Below are 17,582 nucleotides of genomic sequence, written 5' to 3'. Positions count from 1 at the left end.
GGCAACACCGCATAATTCCCGCCTTACGGCTTAAGCACCGCTCCGGCGGCTGCGGCACGGCATCTGCGTTGCCAAAATGCTCGATAATACACAAAGTATTATCTGCGCTTTTGGCTTAGCAGATGCCGCACCTCGCTCGCCGTATCGGTACTTAGAATTATGCGGTATTGCCCTAATAAAAACAACAGGAACATTGCAATGTACAGCAGTGTTCCTGTTGTTTTTTATGCCGAAGTTTATTGCGCATGGCGGGGTGTCACTATATATCATTACATGTGTCTTGACACGTGTAATGAACGGTGCTATACTGTCAAAGTTGGAATTACAGAAGAAACCGAGGAAACCACATGAAAATGGCTAATATGGATGACTATTTTGACGTAGTCATCGTCGGCACCGGCGCTGCGGGCCTTTACTGCGCCCTGAATCTGCCTGCGCGGTACCGCATTCTTCTGCTTACAAAGCAGAAAGCGGACGAGAGCGACTCCTTCCTTGCGCAAGGCGGCATTTGTATGCAGCATGGCGAGGCAGACTACCGCCCCTTTTTTGATGATACGATGCGGGCAGGCCATTACGAGAACAACCCCGCCACAGTAGACCTGATGATTCGTTCCTCCAACTCGATCATCCGGGATCTGGTGCGCCGCGGCGTCCGCTTTGCGCGGGATGACCACGGGGCCCTGCGCTTTACCCGGGAGGGTGCGCACTCCCGCCCGCGCATTCTGTTCCATGAGGATATTACCGGCCACGAGATCACCCAGACCCTGCTGAACGAGGTCCTGCGCTGCGAGAACATCGAACTGCGCGAGCATACGACCCTGCTGGATTTCTTCGCAGATGCCTCGGCCTGCGGCGGCGTCATTGCTGCCGGCCCGGACGGCGAACCGCGAGCCATCGGGGCAGGGGCGGTGGTGCTGGCCTGCGGCGGCATCGGCGGGTTATATAAAAACTCCACCAACTTCCCCCACATCACGGGGGATGCCATCGCCATGGCCCTGCGCCACGGAGTTGCCTGCGAGCACCTGGACTATATCCAGATCCACCCCACGACTTTGTACAGCCACCGAAAAGGCCGTCGCTTTCTGATTTCGGAATCGGTTCGCGGGGAGGGCGCGCTGCTGCTGGATAAAAACGGGGACCGCTTTACCAACGAATTGCAGCCCCGCGACGTGGTCAGCGCAGCGATCCGTGCGCAGATGGAAAAGGACGGCACCGACCATGTGTGGGAGGATATGCGCCCCATCGGTGAGGCGGCTATCCGTGAACATTTCCCCAACATCCTGGAGCGCTGCGAGGAGGAGGGGTACGACCCCATCCATGAACCGATTCCCGTTGTACCGGCCCAGCATTATTTTATGGGCGGCATCACGGCGGACCTGAGCAGCCGCACAGCACTGCCCCGGCTGTATGCCTGCGGCGAGACCTGCTGCAACGGTGTGCATGGACGCAATCGGCTGGCCAGCAATTCCCTGCTGGAATCTTTGGTCTTTGCACAGCGCGCGGCAGATGATATACTATACGGAGAACCGCCTGTCTTTACAGGCGATAAGCCCGATTTGGCCCCATACCGTGAACAGGAACCGCTGTTTGCCGCGTATCGGCAGGAGGTCCTGACCGCTATTGAGAGGAGTAAAAACCATGAATGAGATCACCCAGCTGCTGCATATAGACCCGTTGCTGCTGCAAGCCCTGCGGGAGGATATTCCGGAGGAGGACGTTTCCACAAACGCCGTCATGCCCCACGCCTGCCCCGGCACCGTGGATCTGATTGCCAAGGAGGACGGCATTGTTGCCGGTCTGGCGGTCTATGCCCGCGTCTTTACGCTGCTGGACCCCGGTGCCAAGGTGGAATTCTTCTGCCGGGACGGAGATACCGTCAAGCCCGGCCAGAAGCTGGCCGTTGTTACGGGCGATATACGCGCCCTGCTTTCCGGTGAGCGCGTTGCGCTGAACTACCTGCAGCGAATGAGCGGCATTGCCACCTATACCCATCAGCTGTCTGCCCTGCTGGAAGGCACCGGCATCACCCTGCTGGACACCCGTAAGACAAGCCCCAACAACCGCATTTTTGAAAAGTACGCTGTCCGCGTTGGCGGCGGCAGCAACCACCGCACCGGCCTGTCCGACGGCGTTCTGCTGAAGGATAACCACATCGGCGCTGCCGGCGGCGTGGCGAAGGCCGTCAAGATGGCCCAACAGTATGCGTCCTTCGTCCGCAAGATCGAGGTGGAGGTTGAAACGCTGGAGCAGGTCAAAGAGGCTGTGGAAGCCGGTGCGGACATCATCATGCTGGATAACATGAGCGATGAGGATATGCGCAAGGCTGTGACTTTGATTGCAGGCCGCGCCAAGACCGAGTGCTCCGGCAATGTCACGCGGGAAAACATTGCCCGTCTGCGGGACATCGGCATTGACTATGTGTCCAGCGGTGCCCTGACCCATTCGGCCCCCATTCTGGATCTTTCCATGAAGCATCTGCGCCCCCTGACCGAGGAGGAGGCCTGATATGACCACCGCCGAGCGCCGCGCCGCCATTTTGCAGCAGCTTGCCCATGCCGGAGCGCCTCTTGCCGCCCGCACGCTGGCTACCCATTACGGCGTCAGCCGTCAGGTCATCGTGCAGGATCTGGCGGTCATACGGGCATCACACCCCGGGATCATTTCCACCGCACGCGGCTATGTGCTGGATCAGCCCGATCAGCCCGCCGGCTGCACACGGGAGTTCAAGGTGCGCCACACACCGGACCGGACCGGGCAGGAGCTGAACCTGATTGTGGACTGTGGCGGCCGGGTCAAAAATATCAGCATCAGCCACCGGGTCTATGGCCGCATCACCGCCGAGATGGACATCCGTTCCCGGCAGGACGTGCGGGAATTTCTGCAATCGTTTGAGGACAGCTCCTCCACGGTGCTGTCCACCGCCACCGACGGCTACCACTATCATCTGGTGGAGGCAGCCACCCCGGACAGGCTGAACCTGATCGAAAAAGAACTGAAAGAGCACGGTTTTCTGGCTCCGCTGCAACCGTGGGAGCATTGAAGAAAGAAAACGAGGCATAATTATGACTGTCCATGAACTGCAGCAGGAGATCCTGCGCCTGAAACGGGAAAAAAATATCTGCATCCTGGCCCACGCCTACCAGAGCCAGCCTGTGCTGGAAGTCGCCGATTACACCGGCGATTCCTACGGGTTGAGCGTGCAGGCGGCCAAAACCAACGCTGACGGGGTCATCATGTGCGGTGTGCGCTTCATGGCCGAGACCTGCAAAATTTTAAGCCCCGAGAAAACCGTCTGGCTGGCCAACCCCATGGCGGGCTGCCCTATGGCCGAGCAGCTTGACCTGCCGACTTTGCAGGAATTGAAAAAGCAGTACCCCGGCTACGCCGTGGTAGCGTACATCAATACGACTTCGGAGCTGAAAACAGCCTGTGATGTCTGTGTGACGTCCTCCAGCGCGCTGAAAATTTGCAGTGCGCTGGAAAACGATAAGATCCTGTTCATCCCCGACCCCAATTTGGGCGGCTATGTGGCAAAGCAGCTGCCGGAAAAGCAGTTTGCCTTTTACCACGGCGGCTGCCCGCGCCATATCATCTGTTCGGCAGCAGATGCAGCCAAAGCCCGCGCTGCCCACCCGGAGGCGTTGCTTCTGGTTCACCCCGAATGCCGCCCCGAGGTCGTGGAGCAGGCTGATTATGTCGGCTCCACCACCGGCATTATGGCTTACGCAGAAAAGTCCGATGCCAAAGAGTTCATCATCGGAACGGAAAACAGCATCGTGGAGCACCTCTCCTATGCCTGCCCGGAAAAGCGGTTCTATCCGCTGGCCGTGCAGCTTACCTGCATGAACATGAAGCTGACCACCCTGATGGACATTTACCATTGCCTGCAGGGCAGCGGCGGCGAGGAAATCACCCTGCCGCAGGACGTCATGCAGGGAGCCGGGCGCTGCATCCGCCGCATGGTGGAGCTGGGCGGCTGACAGATTGCCTATGAAAAAAGCATATACAGCATCGCGCTGCGAACCGCCGAGAGGCCGTTCGCTATAAACGCAGCTGTATATGCTTTTTTGCTTTGCCGTACAGATCCTTTGTACGCTATGTAAACCCGGTCACGGATTCTGTTTGAAAATCTTATCCAGTGTTCTCATCAGGATATTCACATCAATCGGTTTTGCAATATGTGCATTCATCCCGGCTTTGAGTGCCTTTTGGCGGTCTTCCTCAAAAGCGTTGGCCGTCATGGCCACAATGGGAATGTTTGCCTTTTTGTTGCTGCGCAATGTACGGATCTCCCGGGTGGCGGTGTACCCGTCCATTTTGGGCATCTGAATATCCATCAGGATCAGATCATACGCATCCTCCGCCGCCTCGGTCATTCTGGCCACGGCATCCGTGCCGTCCTCAACGGCGTCCACTTTCAGCCCGGCTTCTTCCAGAATGGCCGTTGCAATCTCGCGGTTCAGTTCATTATCCTCGACCAACAGCACCTTTTGGCCCGTATAGTCGCCGTGCTTGGGCAGAAGGGGCTGTCTGCCAGACACCTCTTTGCGTGTCAGTGCATCGCGCAGTTCCGACATAAACAGCGGTTTGGAAACAAACGCCGTGACACCGGCCTGCCGGGCCTCATCCTCAATGTCGGCCCAATCGTAGGCTGTCAATATGATGATCGGCGTGCCGGGTTCGATTACTTTGCGGATCCTGCGCACCGTCTCAATGCCGTTCATATCCGGCATCAGCCAGTCAATGATGTAAACCTTGAAGTCCGCGCCCTGATTGTGCGCCTCCATCGCGCGCAGGATGGCCTCCTTGCCGGAGGTCGTCCAGTCGGCTTCCATCTCGATTTCCCGCAGCATTTTGCTTACGCTCATGCAGGTCTGTGCATCATCATCCACAACCAGTGCGCGGGTGCCTTTCAGGCCCGGGATCGGCTGATATTTCACCGATTCCGCACAAACCTTGCAGTCCAGGGTGACCGTAAACTCACTGCCTTTTCCCTGCTCGCTCTTGACGGCGATGGTTCCGCCCATCATATCTACGATGTTTTTCGAGATGGCCATGCCAAGGCCCGTACCCTGGATGCCGCTTCTTGTCGCAGTCTGTTCCCGTGTAAAAGAGTCAAAAACGTGCGCCTGGAAGTCCTTCGACATACCGATGCCGTTATCCTTCACGCTGAAAACAAAGGTCGCATACCCACTGCGGGCAGACGGCTTTTCTTCAACGCGGATATTGATAGTACCGCCCGCCGGTGTAAACTTGACAGCGTTGCCCACGATGTTGAGCAGGACCTGATTCAGACGCAGCTTATCGGTGATAATATCCTCGTGGTGCACATCCTGCGTGTCAATGTAAAGGTCAAGCTGTTTGGCGCTGATATTGCCCTGAATGATCGTGCGCAGGTCGTGCAGCACATCGGGCAGGTGGACTTCTGCGTTGTCCAGTTTGACCGTGCCGCTTTCGATACGGCTCATATCCAGAATATCGTTGATCAGACTGAGCAGATGCTGGCCCGATACGCTGATTTTCTTCAGATACTCTTTGACAAGGTCGATGTTGTCAATATGCGCCGTGGCAAGGGCCGTAAACCCGATAATGGCATTCATCGGGGTGCGAATATCGTGCGACATACTGTTCAGGAATACAGTCTTGGCCTTATTGGCGTGTTCCGCCGCCGCCAGTGCATCGCGCAGGGCATCTTCCTGCTTTTGCTCCCGCCGCTTTTCCTCGGTAGCGTCGCGGGTGGCAACCAATACGGCTGTTACGTTGCCGTCCGCGTCTTTTCGCTGCGGTGTGATCAGCGTAAGGATCCATTTTTTGTCGACGGTCTGAGCCGCAAGCGCCAAAGAGGTGTGACCCTTCAGACGTTCGGCCACTGTCGTCATGTCCGCAAAGGCGAGATACTCCTCACGGTATGGCTCCGCGATAATTTTGTCGATTTGCTCCTGCTGTACGAATCGTTTCAGTGCAAAGCGTTTCTGCTTCTCGACCGTATCGGACGCGCTCTTGACGATTTCAACGGTGTTTTTCTTCAAGTCCACCAGCGAAATGGACGTATACGCCGTGCCAAGCGCTGTGATAATTCCGGTACGCTTCTGGTGCTGCCGCAGCGCGTCTTTTTCCATTTTGGTCTGCCACAGCAGCGCCATTAAAAAGACCATTACGGCAATGGCCAGATAGGATGCACAGACAATGTTGCGCGTCATGAACACCTGAGACGCCGGGAAAAACACAAAGAGCGTATAGTTCCCGGTGTATTCCTTGCTGCCGTACCAGACGCCCTGATTGCTGGTCAGGCGCACAATGCCATCCTCCGCGGCACCGCAGGTCTCGTTATATAATTCCTGGCATTCCTCTGTCGTCTTGTCTATCTGTTCGCTGCTGTTGCTGCTGATGACCCTGCCGTTCTCCGTGATCGTAGCGATGCCGCTAAGCTCCAACGGAAAATTTCTCAACAGGGAATCCACCGTCAAATCCCCAATATCCTCATTGTCCTTCTGTATATAGGTGATCAGGATACCCGGTGCATCCGCGCGTGCCACCGCGGCAAAATCATAGAGTATCCCATTTTCTTCCAGACGGGCCGAGTATGTCTTTTTTGGATATTCAACGATATTGCGCACATAGGCGCTGTCGATCAGCTTTTCCCACAGCGGCATGGCGTCGCCGCCCTTTGTGGTCTGCATGACAACATTCAGGTTTTCATCTAATACAAGCGCACCGGTCAGACGCTGTTCCTCTGCAAAAGCGTCCAGGTCCTGCGTGCCGAAACCCTCCTTCAGCGTCATTTCATTGCCAAGGCTTACCGTTTTATCCAGCAGGCGGACAAGGCTTTTGACGCGGTCATTGGCCGCATCGGTCTCGTACTGCTCTAAGCGGATCTTTACAAAACCAATCGTTTCATCCAATGTATGACGCAGTGCAATTCGGTTCAGATTCGTGAATGTGATCCAAAGTACAATGCCGAACGCAACTAACACAAGCAAAAACAGTCTTTTTTTGCCGGACTGCTTTTTCTCATTCATTTTCCCGGTTCCCCCCACACAGTTTTCTCTGCATCAAGTCCGAATTTTTCTGCAACGCGGCCAATCGTTCCGTCCTGCTTCATATCTTCCAGCGTTTGGGTCAGCTGCACAGCCAAATCCTCATGGGTGTCCTTTGCGAAGGCAACGCCAAGTTCGGAACTGTAAGGACTCTCTGCCAGCACACGGTAACTGCTTTCATCCAGATTTGTCAACTTGGCTACCAGTGCTTCATGGCCCGCGACGGCATCTACATAGCCTTTGCGCAGTGCCGCAAACATATCCTCTGTCGTCTCAAAGCTGTTGACTTGCTTGACCTCGGGCAGCAAAGAGGAAATTTCGCCGAGAAACAGCGACTCCGCCTTTGTGGTTGCCTGTACGCCGATGCGCTTATCGGCCAGATCGGACAGCGACTGGATATCGCTGTCCGCACGAACAGCCACGACCTGACGGCTGTACATATACGGACCGGCCCATTGGTACTTGGTTTCCCGCCCGCTCATGCTGAAGCATGACCAGATACAGTCGATCGTTCCGTCGCTGAGAAGGATGTCTTTGTCCGGCCATGAAATCGTCCGGAATTCCGGCGTATAGCCAAGTCGTGAAAACGCTTCCGTCGCCAGTTCCACGTCGATGCCGGCAAACTGCCCGTTCCTGTCCAGATAGCTGTAAGGGTCAAACACATCAATGCCGACCACAATCGTCTGCGGCGCAGTCTCTGCCGCAGAGTGCGGCTGTGCGGAACAGGCACACAGACCTGCCATAAAAAGCATAGCCAAAGCCATAAGCAGACCATACACTTTTGCCCTGCTCATTGACGTTTTTCCTGTGTGGTGATGCCCGTTTGAAAAATGGAACATGCGCTTCTCTTCCTTATTATATAGGTTGTATACCGCTTGCCGCCGAACCCTGTCGGACGCAGTAAGCCATGAAGTAAACTATATTATAACTTTTCCAAGTTGGAATTTTATCATACTACGGACATTATTGCAAGTGCTTTGCCTTGTTTTTGGCTTACAGTTTACCACATTTATACAATATCCGACGATAACTCCAAAAGGCGGTTTCAGCTATTGAAAAAATCTGGCAGAAGTGCTATAACAAGGATGGGTTAAAGTAAATTGAGAGAGATGACATGTATGTATTCCATCTTCCGTGAATTGGCAATTATTATTCTGAGCGCCAAGTTTTTTGGCCTGGCTGCCCGCAAGTGCAGGGCCCCGCAGGTGGTCGGTGAAATTCTCGCCGGTCTGCTGATTGGGCCTTGTCTGCTCAATCTGGTGCAGATCAACGACACGATCTCCGTTTTTGCTGAAATCGGTGTTGTGCTGCTGATGTTTTCCACAGGACTTGGCACCAACCTGAAAGAACTGATGCGGGCCGGGCCTATTGCCACGCTGATTGCCTGCATCGGTGTGCTTGTACCGTTGATGGGCGGTACGCTGCTCTACAGCGTATTCTACGGCTTTTCGGCAATCGGCAGCCCGGAATTCTTCCGCGCATTGTTTATCGGCACGATTATGACCGCAACAAGCGTGTCCATCACGGTGGCAACGCTGCAGGAGTTGGGCCACTTAAAGAGCTTCCTTGGCACTACCATTGTCAGCGCTGCCGTCATTGATGATGTCATCGGCATTATCGTGCTGACCTGTGTGCTGGGTGCCAGCTCCGGTGAGGGCACCGGTATCGGCGGCGTGCTGGTCCAGACCGCGCTGTTCTTTCTGGTTGCCGTTGGTATCGGCTATGTGTTCCACTGCGCCATGAAATGGCTGGATTCCCGCAATCCTCATACGCAGCGCATAACGATTGCCAGCCTTGCATTCTGCTTTGCAATGGCCTATATTGCCGAGAAATACTTTGGCATTGCGGATATTACCGGCGCTTACATTGCCGGTATCGTTCTCTGTACGCTGCACGACGCCGCTTATGTGGAGCGCCGGGTCGACATCAGCAATTATGTCATTTTTGCGCCGATTTTCTTTGTCAGCATCGGTTTAAAGACCGACATCAGCGGACTGACGCCGGAGATTCTGCTGTTCAGTGTTTGCTTCGTTCTCGTTGCCCTGCTGGCAAAAATCATCGGCTGCGGACTGGCGGCCAAAGCCTGCCGTTTCAACTGGGGAGACTCACTTAAAGTCGGTGTCGGCATGATGACCCGCGGCGAGGTCGCCTTGATCGTGGCCCAGAAGGGCCTTGAGGTCGGCGTTGTCGAGCCTGTTTATTTTACGGCGGTCATCCTTTTGATCGTGGTTTCCAGCGTCGCCACGCCGCTGGCGCTGAAAGCGCTGTTCACGAAAATGCCCCCTGTCCCCCATCCAAGTGAAGCAAAAAAGTGACCGCTGCATAGCCCCTGCCTGTCAGCCAATGCCGGTGCCGGATGACCCATAATGAAAGAAAAGCCCTGGTAGCAGGCTTAAAAGTGAGAAGCTGCTCATTCCCTACGGAGTGAGCAGCTTCTTTTGTGGCAAAATATGCGAAAATGCGAGATAATACGGCGCAGCAACGGCCTGCCGGTGGGCGCTTTGCATGTATCGCAGCTTATTTTCCCAGCCGACATTTGAAATCTGTATATCCGAACGTCACGATTTTCCGCGTAGTGCCGTCGGGCTTGCGGGCGTAAATACCGGGCAGGGGCATACCGTTGAAGGTGTTGTTCTTGCAGGTGGTGTAAATGGCCATATCGCCGAACACCAGCAGATCTCCCACGGCAGGCACAGCGTCAAAGCTGTAATCACCGATGACATCTCCCGCAAGGCAGGTCGGCCCGGCCAACCGCACAGTGCAGGGTTTTTCGCCGGGTTCCCCTGCCCCCAGCAGCGGCGGGCGGTAGGGCATCTCGATCACGTCCGGTGTATGGCAGGCGGCGCTGGCATCCAAGATGGCAACCGTCGTATCGCCGTTTTGCACCACGTCCAGCACGCGGGTCAAGAGATACCCTGCGTTCAGGGCGCAGGCCTCGCCGGGTTCCAGATAAACCGTCACGCCCCAGTCATTCCGGGCGCGGCGGATACACTTTTCCAAAGTGGCCATGTCGTAGCCGGGGCGGGTGATGTGATGCCCGCCTCCGAAGTTCAGCCACTTCATTTTTGGCAGCAAATCGCCGAATTTCTCTGCCACTGCGTCCAGCGTCACGGCCAGCGCATCGGCGTCCTGCTCACATAAAGTGTGAAAGTGCAGGCCGTCCAACAGCCCGGGCAGGGCAGAATTTTCTGCCGCTGCCGCGTCCCACTGGGCGCGGGTCGTGCCCAAGCGGCTGCCGGGGGCGCAGGGGTCGTAAATCGCGTGGCCGTCCTGGGTCGAGCACTCGGGATTGATGCGCAGTCCTACACTTTTGCCCGCCGCCTTGGCCGCGGGGCCAAATTTTGCCAGCTGCGCGGGCGAGTTGAAGACGATATGGTCGGCGTACCGCAGCAGCTCGTCCATTTCATCTGCGCGGTAGGCCGCGCAGAAAACGTGCACTTCTTTGCCGGGCATTTCCTCCGCGCCGAGCCGCGCCTCAAACAGGCCGCTGGCCTCGGTGCCCGCGAGGTGCTGCGCCAGCAGCGGATACAAATCGTAGTTGCTGAACGCCTTTTGCGCCAGCAGCACCTTGCACCCGGTACGACGGGCCAGCCCGCCCAGAATCTCCGCGTTGCGGGTCAGGGCCGCTTCATCCAGCAGGTAACAGGGCGTGGGCAGGGCGGAAAATTCCGGCGGCACTGCGCCGTCGATGGCCGCAAACGGCGGCCGTGCGTCGCGCTGCGCCATCAGTCCACGAGAACCGGGTCATGGTTCTCGCTGCGGGGCAGGCCGTACTTGTCCAGCGCGTCGAGGAACGGGTCGGGGTTGAACTCCTCCACCGTGTAGACGCCGGGCTTGGTCCACTCGCCGGTCAGCATCATCAGCGCGCCGCACATCGCGGGCACACCGGTGGTGTAGCTGATGGCCTGACTGCCGACCTCGCGGTAGCACTCCTGATGGTCGCACACATTATAAATGTAGTAGGTCTTGTCCTTGCCGTCCTTTTTGCCGGTGAAGATGCAGCCGATGTTCGTCTTGCCCTTGGTGCGGGGACCGAGGCTGGCGGGGTCGGGCAGCAGCGCTTTCAGGAACTGGATGGGTACGATCTCCTGACCGTTGTAGTTGATGGGCGTGGTGGAGAGCATGCCCACATCCTCCAGGCAGCGCATGTGGTCAAGGTAGCTCTGTCCGAAGGTCATGAAGAAGCGGATGCGTTTGACATCGGGCAGGTTCTTGCCAAGAGACTCAATTTCCTCATGATGCAGCAGGTACATATCCTTCTGACCGACCTGGTCAAAGTTGTACTCGCGCTTGATGCTCATGGGCGGGATCTCGACCCACTTGCCGTTCTCCATATAGCTGCCGGGGGCGGAGACCTCGCGCAGGTTGATCTCGGGGTTGAAGTTGGTGGCGAACGCATAGCCGTGATCGCCGCCGTTGCAGTCGAGGATGTCGATGGTGTCGATGGAGTCGAACTCATGCTTGGCGGCGTAGGCGCAGTAGGCCTGGGTCACGCCCGGGTCAAAGCCGCAGCCCAGCAGCGCGGTCAGGCCGGCGTCCTCAAACTTTTTCTTGTACGCCCACTGCCAGCTGTAGTCAAAGTAAGCGGAGAAGCCGGCCTCCTTGCAGCGCTTCTCGTAGATGGCACGCCACGCGAGGTCGTCGGTGTTTTCCGGCTCGTAGTTGGCAGTGTCCATATAGTTTACGCCGCAGGCCAGGCAGGCGTCCATGATGGTCAGATCCTGATACGGCAGGGCGATATTCATGACGAGGTCGGGCTTGTAGCTGTTGATGAGGTCGCACAGCTGCTGGACGTCGTCGGCATCGACCTGCGCGGTGGTGATTTTGGTCCGGGTGGTGGGGGCCAGCTTGGCGGCCAGCGCGTCGCACTTGGTTTTGGTGCGGCTGGCGATGCACAGCTCGGTAAAGACGTCGCTGACCTGGCAGCACTTGGAGATGGCGACGCTTGCCACGCCGCCGCAGCCGATAACAAGAACTTTGCTCATGATGGAACTCCTTTGTATTTTTTTATTGTATGCTGTGTATGGATGCTTTGTAGGGGCGAACATTGTTCGCCCGTGCCCGTTTGTGGCAGCGGCAGCTTTCCCGGTCGGATATGGAATCCGCCCCTACATCCTCTCCCCCGATAAGGTTGAGAATGTAGGGAGGGGGCTTGACCCCTCCGCGGGACGTCGAGGACGCCGCTCCCTACAGGGATGGCTGCTTACTTTTCCAGTGCCAGCAGCAATTCCCGCAGCACCTTGCAGGCCGTGGCCGTGGAAACGCCGCTCTGGTCGAGCATGGGTGCCAGCTCGTTCACGTCCGCGCCAATGATGTTCGCTTTCGTCACGGTGCGGATGGCCCCAAGCAGCTGCAAAAAGCTGACACCGCCCGCCTCGGGCGTGCCCGTGCCGGGGAAGGCCGACGGGTCGAGGCAGTCCAAATCAATGGTCAGATAGACAGGCACATCGGTCTGGCACAGCCAGTCGGTCAGCTCGGTCAGGCCGGTAAAGTCGAACTTGTGCATATCGGTGTGCCGCGCGGCGAACTGAAATTCCTCCCGGTCACCGCTGCGGATACAGAACTGGTGGATGCGCCCGTCACCGACCAAATCATGGCAGCGGCGCAGCACGCAGGCGTGGCTCAGCTGCGCGCCGAGGTAATCCTCCCGCAGATCGGCGTGGGCGTCAAAATGTACGATATGCAAATCGGGATATTTGCGCACCGCCGCGCGCACCGCGCCCAACGTGACAAGGTGCTCGCCGCCCAGCAGCAGCGGCAGCTTTCCGTCGCGCAGAATTTCCGCCGCGCGGGACTCGATGTCCACAAGGGCACTCTCGCTGGAACCAAAGCACAGCTCCAGGTCGCCGCTGTCAAACACATTCCCATCGGTCAGGTCCTTGTCCTGATAGGGACTGTAAGTTTCCAGACCGTAGCTTTCGTGGCGCATGGCCGCGGGGCCAAAGCGCGCACCGGGACGGTAGCTTGTGGTGGAATCAAACGGTGCACCGTACAAAACGATACTGGCCGTGCGGTAGCTGCTGTCGCAGCCGATGAAATTTTCAACATTGCGATGCAGCATCAGTGTTCCTCCACTTCCCGCAGCATTTCCTCAAGGAAAGCGGGCAGATAAAACGCCCCGACGTGCAGCCGGGAGGTGTAATAGCGGGTGCGCATGTTCAGCGCGTTCCACGCATCGGCGTCCATATCGTTGATGGGATGATATTTTTTGCTGGCAAAGCCGAACAGCCAGTACCCCGCCGCAAAGGTCGGGATGTGCGCCTGATACACCTTGCTGATGGGAAAGGTGCTGGCAATGCGCTGGTGGCTGCGCTGCATGGCGGTGGCGTCCTCGGCATAGAACGGGCTGCCCTGCTGGTTGACCATGATGCCGTCCGCGCGCAGAGCGTTAAAGCAGCTGCCGTAAAATTCGCGGGTGAACAGCCCCTCCGACGGGCCGAACGGGTCGGAGGAATCCACGATGATCAAGTCGTACTCGTCCTCACACTTGCGGATGAATTTCAGCGCATTTTCGTAATAAATATGTACGCGGCGGTCATCCATGCGGCAGGCGTTGCCGGGCAGGTAGGCGCGGCAGGCCTCGATGACCTGCGGGTCCATCTCCACAAGGTCAATGCTTTCCACGCGGTCATAGCGGGTCAGCTCCCGCACAACGCCGCCGTCGCCCGCACCGATGACGAGAATATCCTTGGCGTTTTTGTGTACCGACATCGGCACGTGGGTGATCATCTCATCGTAGATGAACTCGTCGCGCTCGGTCAGCATGACGTTGCCGTCCAGCGTCAGCACGCGGCCAAACTCCGGTGTTTCAAAAATGTCGATGCGCTGATAGTCGCTCTGCTTGGAGTAAAGCTGGCGGTTGACCCGGATGCTGTGCTTGACATCGGGGGTGTGAAACTCCGAAAACCACATTTCCATTGTAAAACCTCCCTGTCAGGCCAGCACGTTCAGGCGCAGAATGTCGGGGTCTTCCGGTCCGGTCATGCTGCAGCCCTTGGCCTTGGCGTACTCGATATAGTCTAAAATTTCAGCGGTGATGCGCTCGCCCGGGGCCAGAATCGGGATGCCCGGTGGGTAGCACATGACGAACTCGCTGCACACCATGCCCTCGGTCTCGCGCAGGGGCAGGCTCTTCTTGGGGGCGTAGAACGCTTCCTGCGGGCTGGCGGCGACCTCGGGGTCAATGTACTCCTGGCTCAACAGGCCCGCACCGTCGGTGTGGTAGCGGCGTTTGATTTCGGCCAGTGCGCTGACAAGGCGCTCGACCTCCTGCGGGCGGTCACCGATGGAGAGATAAGCCAGTATATTGCCGATGTCGCCAAACTCGATCTGAATGTCGTACTCGTCGCGCAGGATGTCATAGACCTCAATGCCCGCAAGACCGATGTCCAGCGTGTGGACGCTGAGTTTTGTTGTATCAAAGTCAAAAACAGAGTTTCCGTTGCAAAGCTCCTTGCCGAAGGCATAGTACCCGCCCACGGCGTTGATCTCCTCGCGGGCGTACTCGGCCATATCGGCCACCTGATGGAACACCTGCCGCCCGCGCAATGCGAGATTGCGGCGGGAAATATCAAGGCTCGACATGAGCAGGTAACTGCCGGACGTCGTCTGGGTCAGGTTGATGATCTGCCGCACATAGCCCGCGTGGACATTGGGGCCGGTCAGCAGCAGACTGGACTGGGTCAGGCTGCCGCCGCTCTTGTGCATCGAGACGGAGGCCATATCTGCGCCCGCCGCCATGGCAGAGACAGGCAGCCCGCCGCCAAAATAGAAGTGTGTGCCGTGGGCTTCGTCGGCCAGGCAGAGCATCCCGGCATCGTGGGCCATCCGCACAATGGCGCGCAGGTCGCTGCAAATGCCGTAGTAAGTGGGGTTGTTCACCAGCACGGCTACGGCGTTGGGGTGCTCTGCAATGGCCTTGGCCACCTGCTCCCGCTTCATGCCCAGACTGATTCCGAGGCGGTTGTCCACCTCCGGGTTGACGTAGACCGGCACCGCACCGCAGAGCACCAGCGCGTTCAGCACGCTGCGGTGCACGTTGCGCGGAAGGATGATCTCATCCCCGCGCTTGCAGGCGGTCAGCACCATGCTTTGTACCGAGCTGGTCGTGCCGCCCACCATTAAAAAGGCGTGTGCCGCGCCGAACGCATCGGCGGCCAGCTCCTCGGCCTCGCGGATGACCGAAACCGGGTGGCAGAGATTGTCCAGCGGCTTCATGCTGTTGACGTCCACGCCGACGCACTGCTGGCCCAGAAACGCGGTCAGCTCCGGGTTGCCGCGCCCGCGCTTGTGGCCCGGCACGTCAAAGGGCACGACGCGCATACGGCGGAAGTTTTCCAGCGCTTCATGGATGGGTGCGCGGCGCTGGTCCAGCCGGGTGCGCTTTGCTTCTCCGTTCATTTTTACCTCCGTTCGCGGTCCCCTTGCAAAATAAAAAACGCAAGCCGTGCACATACGTGCAGACTTGCGTTTGAATCCAGCGTATTTTTGCACAGGCCGAAAACCCCCGGTACCACACCGGGAGAGCGTCCTGCATGATTCAAAAAGGCTGAGCGTGTCAGAGTCTATATAGCAATTACACTTTTACTACTCTTTATTGACCGTTTCACAAGTCTGCACACCAAAACGTGCAATTTCATGGTTGTAAAGGAACCAACTTATAAAATTTGAGCTTTTAACTCAATCAATAAGGCAACCAAAGTTGCCGATCGGCAGTGGACCCGGCTGTCCGTATGGCCTTAGCCCCCGATGGGCGGTCCGTAGGTAAATTGCTTTGAAAAACTCTTACAAACTCGATTCGTCTTTCAAAATCTAAGAAAGTATAACATGACAAAATTGCTGTGTCAATATTTTGGTGAAAAATAATTTATAGAGGGGTTTTCCTGCAATTCTCAAAGATTGTCGTGCGGCTACGGAATCGTTTCCGCTAAATTTGTCACTATTTTTGGAACTTTTCCACAAAAACAGGGGGTGCAAATTTGTGCATCAGGCCGATTTTGCAGTAAATCGCAAAAAACGATTGATTATTGCGCCGGAAAGGTGTATTATAAGATCAATCCGAAACGGAAACGTTTCCGACGAAACAAATCAACACCCTTGCAAATCATTGTTTTTCTTGAGAAGGAGGAAAAAACATGAACGCAAAAAAGACACTCTCGATGACTCTGGCAGCTGCTATGGCTGCGGGTCTGCTGGCAGGCTGCGGCGGCAGCTCCTCTACGGCTGCTTCCTCTACCAGTACCAGCACCGAATCCAAGGCTGAATCCACTGCCGCTTCTACCGAGGCAACCACTGATGCAGCCGGCAAGGTCTACTACCTGAACTTCAAGCCCGAGCAGGACGAAGCCTGGCAGAATCTGGCCAAGAAGTACACCGAGGAGACCGGTGTTCCCGTCACCGTCGTGACCGCCGCCTCCGGCCAGTATGAGACCACCCTGATGAGCGAGATGGCCAAGAGCGATGCGCCCACCCTGTTCCAGGTCAACGGCCCTGTCGGCCTGGCCAACTGGAAGGACTATTGCTACGACCTGAGCGGGACCAAGATCGCAGGCGATTTGACCAGTGACACCTACGCCCTGAAAGACGGCGACCAGATGCTGGGCATCGGCTACGTTATCGAAAGCTACGGCCTGATCACCAATAAGACCCTGCTGGAAAAGGCCGGCTACAGCGTTGACGACATCAAGAGCTTCGACGACCTGAAGAAGGTGGCCGAGGACATCACCGCCCGCAAGGACGAGCTGGGCTTCTCTGCCTTCACCTCCGCCGGTATGGACGGCTCCTCTGACTGGCGCTACAAGACCCATCTGGCCAACCTGCCCATCTACTTCGAGTATCAGGAGGACGGCATCGACAACACCGACGCCATCAAGGGCACCTATCTCGACAACTACAAGAATATCTTCGACCTGTACATCAACAACTCCACCTGCGATCCTACTGAACTGGCTGGCAAGACCGGCGACGACAGCCGCAACGAGTTCCTGAACGATGAGGCTGTCTTCTTCCAGAATGGTTCTTGGGAGTACACCAACCTCGTCGGCGATGGCAAGCCCTTCACCGATGACGATCTGACCATGCTGCCCATCTACATTGGCGTCGGCGATGAAGCCAACCAGGGCCTGTGCACCGGCACTGAGAACTACTGGTGCGTCAACAAGGAAGCCAGCGAGGACGACATCAACGCAACGCTCGACTTCATGTACTGGTGCGTTTCCTCTGACGAGGGCACCAAGGCCATGGCTAACGACATGGGCTTCGTTATCCCCTTCAAGAATGCTGTCGAGTCCCCCAACGTCTTCGTCAAGGCCGATAAGGAAATGACCGCCGCCGGCAAGACCCCTGTGGCTTGGAACTTCTCCACCATGCCTTCCGAGAACTGGAAGAACGGTGTTGGTTCTGCTCTGACCGCTTACGCCGCCGGTACCGGCAGCTGGGATGATGTCGTCACCGCTTTCGTCGATGGCTGGGCATCTGAGGCCGCTCTGAACGCTGCTGCATAACATAAGATTGTTTTCTCTACACTGAAAGCTTTTTCTCCTTACC

The 17,582-nt window shown here is 57.0% G+C and carries 13 protein-coding genes; 6 read left to right on the top strand and 7 right to left on the bottom strand.

Going from position 1 to position 17,582, the window contains the following annotated elements; genetic code table 11:
• The first annotated feature begins 347 nt into the window (after positions 1-347).
• From B5D32_RS12095 to nadA, 4 genes are read left to right on the top strand one after another with little or no spacing between them, the layout of a single operon-like run.
• The gene (locus B5D32_RS12095; RefSeq protein WP_337768488.1) at positions 348-1,646 is read left to right on the top strand and encodes an L-aspartate oxidase; all 1,299 of its coding nucleotides are present in this window, start codon (positions 348-350) and stop codon (positions 1,644-1,646) included.
• Positions 1,639-2,505, top strand: coding sequence for a carboxylating nicotinate-nucleotide diphosphorylase (nadC, locus tag B5D32_RS12090; protein WP_078785271.1), 867 nt, complete (start codon positions 1,639-1,641; stop codon positions 2,503-2,505). Before B5D32_RS12095 ends, nadC begins: the two co-directional genes overlap by 8 nt.
• A gap of 1 nt (position 2,506) precedes the next feature.
• Complete coding sequence (locus B5D32_RS12085; RefSeq protein WP_078785270.1) at positions 2,507-3,040, top strand: transcription repressor NadR; 534 nt, start codon at positions 2,507-2,509, stop codon at positions 3,038-3,040.
• Between the two features lie 22 nt (positions 3,041-3,062).
• Positions 3,063-3,980, top strand: coding sequence for a quinolinate synthase NadA (gene nadA / locus B5D32_RS12080; RefSeq protein WP_078785269.1), 918 nt, complete (start codon positions 3,063-3,065; stop codon positions 3,978-3,980).
• Positions 3,981-4,109: 129 nt separating this feature from the next.
• Here nadA and B5D32_RS12075 read toward each other — a convergent pair whose 3' ends face one another.
• A complete protein-coding gene (locus B5D32_RS12075; RefSeq protein WP_242943459.1) occupies positions 4,110-7,019 on the bottom strand; it encodes a response regulator in 2,910 nt (969 codons plus the stop codon).
• Positions 7,016-7,831 carry a transporter substrate-binding domain-containing protein gene (locus B5D32_RS12070; protein WP_159447040.1) on the bottom strand — a complete coding sequence of 272 codons (816 nt, stop codon included), beginning with the start codon at positions 7,829-7,831 and terminating at the stop codon, positions 7,016-7,018. Before B5D32_RS12070 ends, B5D32_RS12075 begins: the two co-directional genes overlap by 4 nt.
• Positions 7,832-8,155: 324 nt before the next feature.
• Here B5D32_RS12070 and B5D32_RS12065 point away from each other — a divergent pair, with 324 nt between their 5' ends.
• Positions 8,156-9,352: a cation:proton antiporter gene (locus tag B5D32_RS12065; protein WP_078785268.1), complete on the top strand. Its 1,197-nt coding sequence runs from the start codon at positions 8,156-8,158 to the stop codon at positions 9,350-9,352.
• A 202-nt stretch (positions 9,353-9,554) separates the two neighbouring features.
• On the opposite strand, the gene B5D32_RS12060 is transcribed toward B5D32_RS12065, so the two are convergent.
• From B5D32_RS12060 to B5D32_RS12040, 5 genes are all read right to left on the bottom strand, one after another.
• Positions 9,555-10,763 (bottom strand): carboxynorspermidine decarboxylase, encoded by a 1,209-nt coding sequence (locus B5D32_RS12060; RefSeq protein WP_078785267.1) that lies wholly within the window; start codon positions 10,761-10,763, stop codon positions 9,555-9,557.
• The gene (locus B5D32_RS12055) at positions 10,763-12,022 is read right to left on the bottom strand and encodes a saccharopine dehydrogenase family protein (RefSeq protein WP_078785266.1); all 1,260 of its coding nucleotides are present in this window, start codon (positions 12,020-12,022) and stop codon (positions 10,763-10,765) included. Before B5D32_RS12055 ends, B5D32_RS12060 begins: the two co-directional genes overlap by 1 nt.
• Before the next feature lie 218 nt (positions 12,023-12,240).
• Positions 12,241-13,098, bottom strand: a complete 858-nt coding sequence (gene speB, locus B5D32_RS12050; protein ID WP_078785265.1) for an agmatinase — start codon at positions 13,096-13,098, stop codon at positions 12,241-12,243.
• Complete coding sequence (speE, locus tag B5D32_RS12045; protein ID WP_078785264.1) at positions 13,098-13,955, bottom strand: polyamine aminopropyltransferase; 858 nt, start codon at positions 13,953-13,955, stop codon at positions 13,098-13,100. The genes speB and speE overlap by 1 nt, the downstream gene beginning before the upstream one ends.
• A gap of 15 nt (positions 13,956-13,970) precedes the next feature.
• The gene (locus B5D32_RS12040) at positions 13,971-15,437 is read right to left on the bottom strand and encodes an aminotransferase class I/II-fold pyridoxal phosphate-dependent enzyme (protein WP_078785263.1); all 1,467 of its coding nucleotides are present in this window, start codon (positions 15,435-15,437) and stop codon (positions 13,971-13,973) included.
• A gap of 734 nt (positions 15,438-16,171) precedes the next feature.
• On the opposite strand from B5D32_RS12040, the gene B5D32_RS12035 reads away from it, so the two are divergent.
• On the top strand, positions 16,172-17,539 hold the full coding sequence (locus B5D32_RS12035; RefSeq protein WP_078785262.1) for an ABC transporter substrate-binding protein: 1,368 nt from the start codon (positions 16,172-16,174) through the stop codon (positions 17,537-17,539).
• The last annotated feature ends 43 nt before the right edge of the window (positions 17,540-17,582 follow it).

The sequence above is a fragment of the Gemmiger formicilis genome, assembly GCF_900167555.1.
Classification (GTDB): domain Bacteria; phylum Bacillota; class Clostridia; order Oscillospirales; family Ruminococcaceae; genus Gemmiger; species Gemmiger formicilis.
This window is presented reverse-complemented; position numbering and strand designations above follow the sequence as displayed.

What these genes read in the sequence shown, in the direction of transcription:
- B5D32_RS12060 (WP_078785267.1), bottom strand. Translation starts at nt 10,763, where the DNA reads ATGGCGCAGCGCGACGCACGGCCGCCGTTTGCGGCCATCGACGGCGCA.
- B5D32_RS12095 (WP_337768488.1), top strand. Translation starts at nt 348, where the DNA reads ATGAAAATGGCTAATATGGATGACTATTTTGACGTAGTCATCGTCGGC.
- speE (WP_078785264.1), bottom strand. Translation starts at nt 13,955, where the DNA reads ATGGAAATGTGGTTTTCGGAGTTTCACACCCCCGATGTCAAGCACAGC.
- nadC (WP_078785271.1), top strand. Translation starts at nt 1,639, where the DNA reads ATGAATGAGATCACCCAGCTGCTGCATATAGACCCGTTGCTGCTGCAA.
- B5D32_RS12055 (WP_078785266.1), bottom strand. Translation starts at nt 12,022, where the DNA reads ATGAGCAAAGTTCTTGTTATCGGCTGCGGCGGCGTGGCAAGCGTCGCC.
- B5D32_RS12085 (WP_078785270.1), top strand. Translation starts at nt 2,507, where the DNA reads ATGACCACCGCCGAGCGCCGCGCCGCCATTTTGCAGCAGCTTGCCCAT.
- B5D32_RS12035 (WP_078785262.1), top strand. Translation starts at nt 16,172, where the DNA reads ATGAACGCAAAAAAGACACTCTCGATGACTCTGGCAGCTGCTATGGCT.
- B5D32_RS12075 (WP_242943459.1), bottom strand. Translation starts at nt 7,019, where the DNA reads ATGAATGAGAAAAAGCAGTCCGGCAAAAAAAGACTGTTTTTGCTTGTG.
- speB (WP_078785265.1), bottom strand. Translation starts at nt 13,098, where the DNA reads ATGCTGCATCGCAATGTTGAAAATTTCATCGGCTGCGACAGCAGCTAC.
- nadA (WP_078785269.1), top strand. Translation starts at nt 3,063, where the DNA reads ATGACTGTCCATGAACTGCAGCAGGAGATCCTGCGCCTGAAACGGGAA.
- B5D32_RS12065 (WP_078785268.1), top strand. Translation starts at nt 8,156, where the DNA reads ATGTATTCCATCTTCCGTGAATTGGCAATTATTATTCTGAGCGCCAAG.
- B5D32_RS12070 (WP_159447040.1), bottom strand. Translation starts at nt 7,831, where the DNA reads ATGAGCAGGGCAAAAGTGTATGGTCTGCTTATGGCTTTGGCTATGCTT.
- B5D32_RS12040 (WP_078785263.1), bottom strand. Translation starts at nt 15,437, where the DNA reads ATGAACGGAGAAGCAAAGCGCACCCGGCTGGACCAGCGCCGCGCACCC.